This is a genomic window from Roseibium sp. M-1, assembly GCF_054515675.1.
The window spans coordinates 5,891,106-5,903,051 of record NZ_CM137257.1 but is presented as its reverse complement, the minus strand read 5'-3'; the positions used below and the strand labels follow the sequence as shown (position 1 = coordinate 5,903,051).

Annotated in this window: 10 protein-coding genes; 9 read left to right on the top strand and 1 reads right to left on the bottom strand. The window is 56.7% G+C overall.

Features of this window, described 5'->3' with window-relative positions; genetic code table 11:
- Positions 1-78 precede the first annotated feature (78 nt).
- From ACX3M4_RS26635 to ACX3M4_RS26620, 4 genes are all read left to right on the top strand, one after another.
- Positions 79-837: a helix-turn-helix domain-containing protein gene (locus ACX3M4_RS26635; protein WP_459356000.1), complete on the top strand. Its 759-nt coding sequence runs from the start codon at positions 79-81 to the stop codon at positions 835-837.
- 323 nt (positions 838-1,160) lie between these two features.
- Entirely contained in the window at positions 1,161-2,042 is an 882-nt protein-coding gene (locus tag ACX3M4_RS26630) for a M48 family metalloprotease (protein WP_459355999.1), read from the top strand.
- 421 nt (positions 2,043-2,463) lie between these two features.
- Positions 2,464-3,279: a tyrosine-protein phosphatase gene (locus ACX3M4_RS26625; RefSeq protein WP_459355998.1), complete on the top strand. Its 816-nt coding sequence runs from the start codon at positions 2,464-2,466 to the stop codon at positions 3,277-3,279.
- Positions 3,276-3,920, top strand: a complete 645-nt coding sequence (locus tag ACX3M4_RS26620; RefSeq protein ID WP_459355997.1) for a hypothetical protein — start codon at positions 3,276-3,278, stop codon at positions 3,918-3,920. The genes ACX3M4_RS26625 and ACX3M4_RS26620 overlap by 4 nt, the downstream gene beginning before the upstream one ends.
- Positions 3,921-3,983: 63 nt before the next feature.
- On the opposite strand, the gene ACX3M4_RS26615 is transcribed toward ACX3M4_RS26620, so the two are convergent.
- Positions 3,984-5,060, bottom strand: a complete 1,077-nt coding sequence (locus ACX3M4_RS26615) for an AraC family transcriptional regulator (RefSeq protein WP_459355996.1) — start codon at positions 5,058-5,060, stop codon at positions 3,984-3,986.
- Between the two features lie 196 nt (positions 5,061-5,256).
- On the opposite strand from ACX3M4_RS26615, the gene ACX3M4_RS26610 reads away from it, so the two are divergent.
- The 5 genes from ACX3M4_RS26610 (at position 5,257) to ACX3M4_RS26590 (ending at position 11,463) form a co-directional block, all read left to right on the top strand.
- Complete coding sequence (locus ACX3M4_RS26610) at positions 5,257-5,997, top strand: hypothetical protein (RefSeq protein WP_459355995.1); 741 nt, start codon at positions 5,257-5,259, stop codon at positions 5,995-5,997.
- Between the two features lie 102 nt (positions 5,998-6,099).
- Positions 6,100-8,415, top strand: coding sequence for a DUF3604 domain-containing protein (locus ACX3M4_RS26605; RefSeq protein WP_459355994.1), 2,316 nt, complete (start codon positions 6,100-6,102; stop codon positions 8,413-8,415).
- Positions 8,412-9,488, top strand: coding sequence for a hypothetical protein (locus ACX3M4_RS26600; RefSeq protein ID WP_459355993.1), 1,077 nt, complete (start codon positions 8,412-8,414; stop codon positions 9,486-9,488). Before ACX3M4_RS26605 ends, ACX3M4_RS26600 begins: the two co-directional genes overlap by 4 nt.
- Complete coding sequence (locus ACX3M4_RS26595) at positions 9,485-10,450, top strand: peptidyl-prolyl cis-trans isomerase (RefSeq protein WP_459355992.1); 966 nt, start codon at positions 9,485-9,487, stop codon at positions 10,448-10,450. The genes ACX3M4_RS26600 and ACX3M4_RS26595 overlap by 4 nt, the downstream gene beginning before the upstream one ends.
- Positions 10,450-11,463 carry a HupE/UreJ family protein gene (locus ACX3M4_RS26590; protein ID WP_459355991.1) on the top strand — a complete coding sequence of 338 codons (1,014 nt, stop codon included), beginning with the start codon at positions 10,450-10,452 and terminating at the stop codon, positions 11,461-11,463. The genes ACX3M4_RS26595 and ACX3M4_RS26590 overlap by 1 nt, the downstream gene beginning before the upstream one ends.
- The last annotated feature ends 483 nt before the right edge of the window (positions 11,464-11,946 follow it).

Below are 11,946 nucleotides of genomic sequence, written 5' to 3'. Positions count from 1 at the left end.
TACAAAAGCCGTTGTCCCACCAATTTGCCGCTCTGCCTCACTCCAAATTTCTGCCCAGGCGGGTCTCTGGAGGCACCCATGAGCGAGCGTCGCCCGTTCCGGGAAGTGAAACTTCAGTGGCTGCGTCTGCTGAGCTGTGATGCCAATATCAACGACAATGCCAAGTGCGTTGCGCTCTATATCGTGACCGCACATGTGAACGGCCACACCGAGAAGGCGTGGCCGTCCTACAAGACAATTGCCGAGGCAACCGGCAAGAGCGTCAAGTCCATCCAACGCGCCATCCGAGATCTGGAAATCGGTGGATGGCTTTGCGTTCAACGCGGGAATGGCGTCGGGCACAATACGGAGTATTGCCCTACCGACGCCTCGATCCTAAAGGCCTCCGAGCTTCGAGAAAAGACGGACAAATCTGTCCCCCTCGCCTCTTCTGAAGGCGGACAGATCTGTCCCGAAAGGCGGTCAGATCTGTCCGGCAAAGGCGGTCAAATCTGTCCACCAAACAAAGAGAAAGAAATAAATAAAAAACCTAACGGGCGCGATGCGGGCGCGAAACCCGCTCCGCGCCGTTCCATTCCCGTCGTCATCCTTCCAAAGGCTCAGACCCGGCAGGTCGATGAGTGGAACGCCTGGCTGACCGAGAAGACCTTACCCGACCTGGCGCGGTTCAATCTAGCGACCAACGCGAACGGATCGTCCGGATATCAGCTTCCTGGTAGGTGGCCACCGGAAGATGGCTCAGATAGGGAGCGTGACTGCCTATCCTATTTCCTCAACCGACTGCCTGCGATTGCCCTCCAATCGGCCTCTCCTGCCTCCAACCGGCAAGCAGCATGATTGCGGGATGTACGACAAAATCAGGTCCTGGCGGCTCGCCAACCTCGAATTCTTGCGCGGAGCGGCCGATATTCGATTCCTTCGCTGCCGACGCAGGACTTCCCGTTCGTTTGGTTGCTCTCCAGTTCTTTCGAGCAAGAAACAAATTGAGGTGTTCGATAACGCTACCCACAAACTTCCGAGATTACACACGAACCAAGAGCCACTTCAGACCAGCTTTGACAGGATCGGAAATTCGAAACTCGGCCCGTATTCTTTTTGGTGCATTTTGGAAATTTCACACTAAAAAGTCGCAGTCAACAATATTGAAAACCGGAGTGCTTATGCTGAAAATTGTCGCGAGGATCGCAGCCATTGAGATTGTCCGAACGGCCTCTTTGGTAGCATCTGCAGCCGCTGCGTTCTGCATAGTGATGCTCTCTTTCAACATACTGGCGTTACCTTACTCTCTTTTCTACGGCGACATCCCGCTTGAGGCCTGGCAAGTTTTTACATTGATCTTTGGATTGGCGCTGCTGCCGGCTTTCATTGTTGTCCAAATGCCATCCGTCGCAGCTGCCAAATTCGACATCGATTTCGCAACGAGACGTCCTTCACAGCGGGAAATGGACTTGATCGACAAAGTCGAAACGATGCTTCAGGAAAGTTCAAGTGCAACCGGTATCAAACTTCCCAGAGTCGTTTGGCGTGTACGTGACAGCGGCGAAATCAATGCCATTGCCTACGGACATGACCGGGTAGGTTTCACCAAAGGGCTATTGATCAAGTATCAGGACGAACAATTCGGCATCGAACGCCTCGCCTGCATCGCCGCTCACGAAATCGGACACCTGCGCAATTGGGATACCAGGATCCTAATGTTGCATCATTATCTCAATCTGCCGATCAATCTTGGTATCGGCCTGGCAAATAGTACGATCAATCGTATCCCTTTCGTTGGGATGCTCTTCACCGCTATCACCGCGGTCCTGCGCCTCCCAGCCGACGCAGCTCACGTTCTCAACAGCTCGATATCAAGGCTAACAGAGTACGAGGCTGACCGGTTTGCCACCCGTCTCACGAAAGGCATCGGCATTTCAGAGATCCTAGACGATTTCGCGAAAATGGAAGACCAGAAGGCCGATACATTCTCAGCGTGGCTGATACGCTCTCATCCGCCGGCGGAACTACGGCAAGAGGCTGTATCCAAACAAGCGTCCAAATGAACAAATTAAGGACTTGATTTACGGATTGCTTTAACAACCCGCTGAGCTGCAAGTCCATTTTGCGCCCGAAAATCAGATGTTCCATCTCCCAAATCAACTCTTCCAAATGTGGCCATTCGCAGAATGGTGTCTTCAAACACGGGTTTAAGGACGTCGCGGCGGCAGGGTTCACCCTCTCCCTCTCACCAGTCTTGGGCGGTCTAGCCGCATTGCTGGCTCGCTTCCATGTGGAAGGGCTCTGATCTCAAGGCCGATTGTTCTGCGGGACCCTGGTCTAGGCAAACTGGCCTCGAAGGTGCCATAAGACTGCATCCTAGGAGTATTAGCGGAGTCCCCACGCTACTGTCAGCTATATATATCTGCTTCGTCCGACGGTTTGGAGCAATCGCCATCCAGACGCGAACCCGCGAGGAGAATACGAATGAACCCACCGCAGACTCCAGGGCAACAAATACCAGTTCCGACACTACCAAACTTACGCGACCTCGGAGGCTGGAAGACCTCAGATGGCAAGCGAGTGCGCTTTGCGCTGCTGTATAGGTCCACAGATCTCGACAAGCTGGACAAGGCGGGGATGGACGACATCGCGCGTCTCGACTTGCGCACCATCGTCGATTTCCGCACCGGGGGCGAACGTGCCGCGCAACCGGACCGGGTGCCGTCCGGTGCGTCTCTTCTCGTCTGCGACGTGCTGGCCGACTCCAAGGAATCCGCCCCCGCCCTGATGCCGAAGATCATGGCCAGCCCCAAGGACGCCGGAGACATCATTGGCGGCGGCAAGGTCGCTCCTATATTCGAGGCCGGATACCGCGAGATCGTGTCGCTGCCGAGCGCGCTGGCCGCCTACCGGAAATTTTTCACCGCCCTTGCCGACGAAACCCGCTGTCCGCTGCTCTTCCACTGCACGACAGGCAAGGACCGCACCGGCTGGGCGGCCGCTGTCACGCTGACGCTACTCGGTGTCTCGGAGGAGGACGTCATGCGGGACTACATGCTGACCAACGCCCAGCTGCTCCCGGCCCTGCAACCGGTACTTGACCAGTTCAGCGCAGCCGGAGGAGATCCAAATCTCCTGAAACAGATCCTCGGCGTGCAAGAGACCTATCTCGAAGCCGCCTTCGACGAGATGCGGAAACGCTTCGGAAGCTTCGACGCCTATCTCTCCGACGGCCTGAACATCGACGAAACCGTTCAAGCCCGGCTGCGTACCGCCCTGACCGAGGAGGCACGCGCATGAGCGATCTGACTGCCATCGACATCCTGATCGAGCCCGACAACACCGCACTTGACCGCGCTGCCGCAGAAAACACCCGGCTGCGATCGCAATTTTCGGACGGTTTCGCCCTTGATGCCCGGCACAAGCCGCATATCACGCTTCTACAGCGGTATGTCTGGACTGCGGAACTCGAAACCGTATACAGCACGGTGGAAAAGCTGGTCCGCACCGTCTCCTTCGACCGCTTGTCCTTCGAGGCCACCGCCATCAAGCACATGAAAGTCGCGACCATTCCCGGACATGGCCTCGCCGCCATCCTCGCCAAACCGGGAGCAGAAGTGCTGAAACTCCAGTCCGACCTGATCGCGGCCATCAAGCCCTTCACCGGCAGCGGCGGTACGGCAGCGGCCTTCGCGACCGATGCCGAGGAACCAGATATCAACGCCGACACTCTGTCCTATGTCGAGCGCTACGTCCCGGACCACAGCGGTGCCAACTACCTCGCCCATATCACCATCGGCCTCGCTCCGCTCGACTACCTCGACCGGATTGAAAGCCAGCCCTTCGACGGGTTCGGCTTTCACCCGGAAGGCGTCGGCATCTACCATCTCGGTAACAACGGCACCGCGCGCACAAAACTGAAATCGTGGGGTGGCAAATAATAGCAGGAACCGGTTCCGACCAGATTTCCGGTGCGTCTCCACGCCCGCTCAAGGCAGCAGGGCCTAGTCTTGGTACACCGTTCGAAACTCGCTCGGCTGCATTCCGCTAGCCCGCCGAAACGCCCGAGAAAGATGTGCGGAATTCGAATAGCCGAGTGTAGACGCTATCTGCGCCACGCTTAACCGGTCATCCTTGAGCAATTCGGCAGCTCTCTCAATCCGCAGTTTGCCAGCCAGATCACGATATCCCAATCCAGCACGGTTAAGTTCGCGCTGCAAAGTTCGGTTGCTGATATCGAGAGCCTGTGCCGTTTGTGTCAGGGACACCGATCCGGCCAGGACTTGCGTGCGAATTTGCGTGCAGATCGCACCAATCAGGTCTTCACGCGTCGCGGGTTCAAGCCGGGCACGAGCGAGATCCTCAATCGTGGTCGGGGGAACGGGCCCGTGCCCGGATCCTTTGCTCTCAAGTGCCTGCTTGTCAAACACGACCGCCAATTCGGCACACCCGAACAGAACCGGACACTGGAAGCAATCGTTAAAGTCCGCCGAACCGGAGGCAGGTTTCATGATATCCAGTTCGATCCTGACCGGTTGCCAGGTTTCCGAAATGTAATAACGGCAGATACTCATCATGACGCCAATGGTGCCCACGGCATCATGATGATATCCGGCGAGACCTCGCGCAGCGCTGGAATATGTGAAACGGGCCTTTTCCCCGATGATCGAGAGTGACAGCCGGTCGCCCTGGCTATGATACCCGATCGTTGCCTCCGCCCGCCTGATTGCACTACCAAGAGTTGCCGCGCCGAGAACATAGCTGCTCCACTTGCCGTAGCTTTCGAACGACAATTCAGGCGCCAGCAGCAGCCCCAGATTTGAGATGCCCGCCCGACGCGCAACAGTTTCAGCGAACGCCGACAAGGCGAAATGAGGAATGAAACAGTCGAGGTCTTCGATACGTCCGATATCAATCAGAGCCGCGCTGTTGGCAGCCTCCAGAACACGCTCACCAAATGTTTCCCGAACCCAGTCTGGCACACCTGTGAGCGCAGTGACACAAACCAACGTGGGAGAATTTCGTCCACGCAGGCTCAACTTAGCGGGCTTTGGCGCAAAATGGTTGTTAAATTTCGGCATGAAACAGTGTAGACCTACGTGACGTAACGTTCTCGTCAAATTTACAGATAACGCTTCCTTGCCACGCCGTGAAGCCCAACAGATAAATCGATTAAAATTTTCGAAAGGGCAATCGATGATAACTGCGCGTTCCGGTCTAGCTGTCGTCCCTTTGGTGGCCGCCCTATCGTTGCCGAACGGGGCAGCAGGCGCCGACATGGCGGCGGCACCCGAGACTTCCTCTGTCCCGGTTGAATTGGCGGTTCCGGACTGGGAAGTCCAGACAACGCTCTATCTTTGGGCAACGGCGCTTGACGGCTCTCTGGGCAGCGGCAACCTTCCAGAGGCCGGCCTGAACGTTCCCTTTTCCGAGATCCTGGACAACCTCGACGGAGCGGTCATGGCGGATCTCTTCGTCAAGAAGGGAAGCTGGATGTTCCTCGGCGATATTGTCTGGGCAAATCTCTCCGACAAGACGACGTTGAAAGTCGGCAATTCACCGACCCTGAAATACGACCAGCAGCTGCTGATCCTGTCCGCCATCGGCGGGTACGAGTTGCCGTTGAACGTCAACAAACTCGATCTCAATGTCACCGCGGGTGTGCGCTATCAGCAGCTTTCTTCGGAAACGACACTTCAGTCCGGGACATTCCCAATCAGCGTCAATCACGACAGTACCCATGCCTGGGTCGATCCCATCGTCGGTCTGGCGATGCAATACGACATCAACGACCGTTGGGCAGTCAAGGGGCTTGCAGACATCGGCGGTTTCGGCGTCGGCTCTCAGTTCACCACGCAAGGCTTCCTGTCCGCCAGCTACAATTGGACGGACCATTTTTCAACGGCTCTCGGCTACCGGGCGCTTTATACGAATTACGAATCCGGCTCAGGGGCAAACCGGTTTGACTACGAGGGAACCTTGCACGGGCCGTACATGAGCCTGGGAGTTCGGTTCTAGGCTGGGCACATATTGGTCAAGGACAGATTGGAAAACGAAGCGGGACAATCGGCATTTTACGGTTTCGTAGGTGGCGTCACCCCGTCCGAGGAGGGTTGAGTAATGACTATTCACAAAACGGTTCTATTGGCCACAGTCGCAGGCATTGCGCTCTGCGGGGCAGCTAGCGCGCAGGAACGCAATGCCTATTTCGGCGAAACCCACGTCCACACCAGTTGGTCCTTCGACGCTTATATCTTTGGCAACCATCTCACCGGACCGGCCGATGCCTATAATTATGCCAAGGGTCAGCCGATCAAGCACCCGCTCGGCTACAACATCCAGATCACCACGCCACTCGATTGGATGGGGGTAACCGACCACTCGGAATATGCCGGAGTGGTACGGCTCGCAAACGACCCTGATTCTACGATCAGCAAGCTGCCAATCGCCGAGAAACTGAAGGTACACGACGCGGCCGATATCACGAGGATCTATCTTTGGCTTGGTGAGAGCATGATCAACGGGCACCCGATCGCCGACCTGGTTAAGCCGGAAATCGCCAACACCGTTTGGCAGGAGAATAATAAAGCTGCGGATGCCGCCAACGAGCCCGGCAAATTCACGGCATTCTGTTCCTACGAATGGACATCGACGCCGAAGTTTCGCAACATGCACCGCAATATTTTCTTCAAGGACTGTGCAAAGGTACCGGCAGCCCCTTACAGCGCGCTTGACAGTGAAGTTCCGTCCGACTTGTGGGCATGGATGGACAAGCAGCGTGAGGCTGGCAACGAATTGTTTGCAATCTCGCACAATGCCAACGTCTCCGGCGGACTGATGTATCCGACCGAAGTCGATATGACCGGACGCCCCATTGATCAGGCCTGGGCTGAGGCACGGTCCCGCAATGAGTTGCTGACAGAGATGAAGCAGATCAAGGGCGCTTCAGAAGCGCATCCGCTGCTGTCGCCGAATGACGAGTTTGCCAACTTTGAAATCCTGAATTTCCTGCTTGGCAACCCCGAGGACGCCTTTGTTACCCTTGGCGGAAGTTATGTTCGCCAGGCCCTCAAGGACGGCATCGCCATGCAGCAGTCTGAGGGATACAACCCTTACAAGATGGGCGTTGTCGGCGGTTCGGACTCGCACAACACAGGCGTTCCTTACCGGCAGGAAAACTTCTTCGGCGGGCACGCCCGGCTCGACGGTACGACCAAGGAACGCATGGGAGGTCACAATTTCACGGGCCTAGATGTGCGCTCTGAAAACCCTGCTGGCCTGACAGGCGTTTGGGCGGAGGAAAATACCCGGGCGTCGCTGTTCGAGGCGATGCAGCGCAAGGAAACCTTTGCGACCAGCGGCCCTCGTATGCAGATCCGCTTCTTCGGCGGCTGGAACCTTTCCCGCGAGATTGCGAACCGTGAAGACTGGATCAAGGCATCCTATGCTCAAGGTGTGCCCATGGGCGGCGACCTTCCAGCCCCGGATGGTGTGACGCGTTCTGGAACCACAATTCCACATTTCGTGGTCTGGGCGCTGAAGGACCCATCAGCGGCCAATCTGGATCGTATCCAGATCGTAAAAGGCTGGTCGAAGAACGGCCAGTCTTTCGAGAAGGTCTATGACGTCGCCTGGTCGGATGACCGCACGCCGGATCTGGTGACAGGCAAGGTACCCCCGATCGGATCGACGGTGGACATCGCCAGCGCCACCTATGACGACAGTACCGGCAAGACCGAATTGATCGGCACCTGGAGCGACCCGGATTTCGATCCCTCGCTGGATGCGTTCTACTATGCCCGTGCGCTGGCGGTTCCCACCCCGCGCTGGACCACCATCCAGGCTGCCTCACTCGGCATCGCACCGCCGCAAACGGTGGCCGCCACCGTTCAGGAGCGCGCCTGGTCGACGCCGATCTGGTACACCCCGACAACCGATGCCCGCTCAAAGGCAGTTGCCGGCAAGACAACCGATGATCTGACGAAAGACGGTGCCGTTGCTCTGACCGACGACGAGCTGAAAACACTGGTCACCGGCAAGTATCTGTGGCTGAAGAACCTCAATACCAGCGGGCTGATGAAGTCCCGCTGGACCGAAGACGGCCTGTTGATGTTCATGAACGTTGATCCGCGCATTCCCCAGCCTTCCGAGTTCGGCAATTTGGCCGCGCATTCCTATCTGGGTGAAGCCAATAGCGCCTATTCGATTTCGGACGGCAAGATCGTCACAAATTTCGGCAACCGGGACTACAGCTATACGGTCTACAAGCAGGAGACAGCGGATTCGGGGGCGAGCGGCAAGTCTGAACCGGTCTACTACTTCGCGCGCAGCAACGAGTTTGGTTACGCCAACTATGAGGTTGTCGCACCGCCGACCTTCCTCGGCACTGAAATCACCGACGCGGTCGTTCCCGCGAAAACCGTTCCCGGAAAATGACACCGCAGCGAAAGACGATTGCGGCCCTGACACTCGCCGGGGCCGCAATCTTGCTCACGACAGCGCAGTCTGTCGCCTGTGCAATCTGTATGGTTGCGATGAATGTCGCACCGGGACAGAAACTGGGCAATGCCGATATTGCCGTTCTGGCCTGGCCGTCGCCCGCCGGCGGCTGGCAAGTCCTGACCCGGCTAAAGCCTGCGAATGGAGACCCGGTGGACCTTCATTCTCAGAACGGCATAGGCGAAAGCGTGGATATTTCAGGGGACATTGCCAACAACCAGGCCAATCTTCTCGTGCGCGACAGCCTGGGTTACCGCTGGACAAGCCTTGGCACGTTTGACCTGAACTATGCGGGCTGGTTGACGTCGCTTGCAGCGTTGCCGGAACCAACAACAGTTGACGAATGGCTGACACGGCTGGAGCTTGTTGCTCCTCAGTTGGAATGCGGCGATCCAGGTGTTGAAGACCTGGCGCATGGGGAACTGGCACGAGCGCCCTATCCCGCATTCAGAATGCTTCGCGGCGTTTTCTCCACTGCCGAATTGCGAAAGCGCATCGACAACGAAACCAACCAGTCCCGCCGCGCTTCCTACCTCCTGCTTCTCGGACATTCCGGCGAGGAGGAGGTGGTAACCTGGCTGAAGGAACATACCGGTTCAGCCTTGAAAAACGACGACAGTACGGATCTGGCCGCATTGCTTGCTGCAGAACTCGAACTGCTGGGACCGTCGCACCTTGAGTGGATTGCTGGGAACATCCTTCTCAAACCCGGTACGCCGCCTGCAATGATTGAGGCCGCTTTGTTGGCGTTGGCCGTGCATGGCGACGAAGACCAGAGCATTCCTCGGTCAGATATCGTCGAGATCCACAAGCGCTTCATTCAGGCAAAACCCCCAATGGCCGATTACGTGGCAACAAAGCTGATGGACTGGAACGATTGGAGCCTGATCGGCGACTACACCGGTCTCCTTGAGAGTGGCGCAATCACAAATCCGGCCACCGAATTCGCGGCAACCCTTTATATCGAGACTGGCCGGGACGCATTGACCGGAAAGGCAACGCAAAAGTGAACGATACTCCGAAAAATGAGTTTCAGGATAACTCACTCAGGTTCTTGCTCGCAAAGGCAGCGCGTGAACCTCTTGTCCATTTCGTCCTGGGCGGCACGATCCTGTTCGGCGTCTGGTTTTCATTTGCGGACCACCCCACAAACGAGATCGCAGACGAGATGCGGATTGAAATTACCGAAGGAGACATGCGGCAAATCGGCATCGTGATGCTTTCGCAGGGGCGTCAACTCCCCAATGCCGAGCAGATGCGTGAATTGGCAAAACAGGAAGCCATTCAGCGAATACTCGTACAGGAAGCGATTTCACTCGGCCTGGACCAGCACGACGAGATCATTGAGCGGCGCCTGGCGCAAAAGATGGATTTCCTGCTGACCGATCTTGCAACGCTGACCGAACCCGATACGGAAGGGCTGAAGACCTGGTACGCGGCTCACAAGGATCTTTTTGCACTTCCTCCGCGAGCGAGTTTTCGTCACCTTTATTTCTCGCAGGACGAAAGAGGCCTGGACAATGCCAAGGCGGCTGCAGCCAGTCTGCTGCCGACACTTGAGGGTGTCAAACCCGACGATCCGGGTATCAAGGCAAAAGCTGACCGGTTCATGTTTCGCGACTACTACGGAGGCCGGACACCCGACGAAATCGCACGCGAATTCGGACCCGGATTTGTGGAGGCCCTATTCGAGCTCGAGCCAGGATACTGGCATGGTCCGGTTCGCTCCGGATATGGCTGGCACCTGGTTTGGGTCGATACAATCGAACCCGGTGGCACAGCCTTGTTCGAGACCGTGGAAGAAGACGTGCGAGCAGCCTGGCTGCAGGAGCGATACAGTGAAATCCGTGATCGCGCCTACGAGGAAATGCTGTCACGCTATGAGATCGTGATCCCCGATCCTGCAAGCGTGGACTATACGTCCGCGACGACCGCAAGCCGCGCGCCCTCGGATATGGTGGCAGACCAATAATGTTCACCAATCTAATCAGGATCCTTCCACTGCTGGCGCTTCTTGCGTCATTTGTTCAACCGCTGGTAACGCAAACCGCACGAGCGCATGACGTTCGCCCGGCCTATTTGCAGATCGAACCCCTCGCGGCCGATCGCTACACTCTCATCTGGCGAACACCGGTCCTGTCCGGAGCGCCTTTGCCTGTAGCCCTTGATCTGCCACCACAAGCCATTGCCTTGTCCGAAGCAAGACGCCAGAACATGCCGGGGACCACGGTGGAGCGTCTGGCAGTGGAGATCCCGGGTGGAATCGACGGAGAACGTATCGGGTTTATCGGCCTAGAAGGTACGATTACCGATGTCCTGGTGCGCATCAAACAGGAAGACGGTTCCGTCTCGACCACGCTAGTTCGGCCGTCCAGGCCCTGGATTGACATCCAGAAGAAGCAAAACACTCTCCAGGTGGCAGGCACGTTTTTAATACAGGGAATCGAACACATCCTTTTTGGTTTCGATCATCTCCTCTTTGTCGCAGCCCTGATGCTCATTGTTCGAAACTGGCTTGTCCTGGTGAAGACGATTACCGCATTTACCATCGCTCACTCGATCACGCTCACCTGTGCGACACTGGGCTGGATTGCCCTCCCTTCCGGCCCGGTCGAGATCATGATTGCTTTCAGTATTTTGCTGGTGGCAGCCGAAATCCTTGCCATGGAGCGCGGTAGATCCAGCCTCACCATAAGCTCGCCGTGGATCGTGGCTTTTGCATTTGGTTTGTTGCACGGGTTTGGATTTGCCGGAGCACTCCAGGAGATCGGCCTGCCTCAGGGTGACATTCCGTTGGCACTCTTCTTTTTCAACGCCGGTGTAGAAATCGGACAACTGTTGTTCGTGGGGGCAATTCTGCTTGTTCTCGCCGCGTTGAAAAAAGTCGTGAGACTTCCGCGACGGTCTATTTCCACCGCTGCATATGCAATCGGTATTATCGCGTCTTTCTGGACTATTGAGCGCTTGTACGGGACTTTCGCCTGACCGGCATCGCATAGCTACTTCTACCAGACAGTCCGCTTGCCCTCCTGTAGCTGATTGTAGGTCTTGGCATAAGCAGCCAGTCCATATTTCGCGCTCAAATCAGACGTTCTCGATTTGAATTAGATTTCTGCTAGCAGACCTTCTCGTTATCGATAAGGTCTCCAAGCAATGCGAATTCGATGCCCTGCTTGGCCCACGGTCTGACTGATGCCTCTTGTCTCCGACCGCAGTTGCAATCACGCCACCAGAAAGTGGGCATATCTTAAACGACAAAACCCACTTCAACCAGCACAGCTTTGACATCCGGCATCTATCATCAACAGTCAGGCTGAGCTCAAGGGCATCCCAACGTGTCGGACGTGCCTTCCGAACCATCGTCCAGGCATTCTCCTGGGGGACTATCAGGCCCCTCAGCACCAGCAACAATGTCAACGCCCGGCTCGCCGAGCCCGGTATCCGAGCCGGTGTTTGACTGGCAGGCAC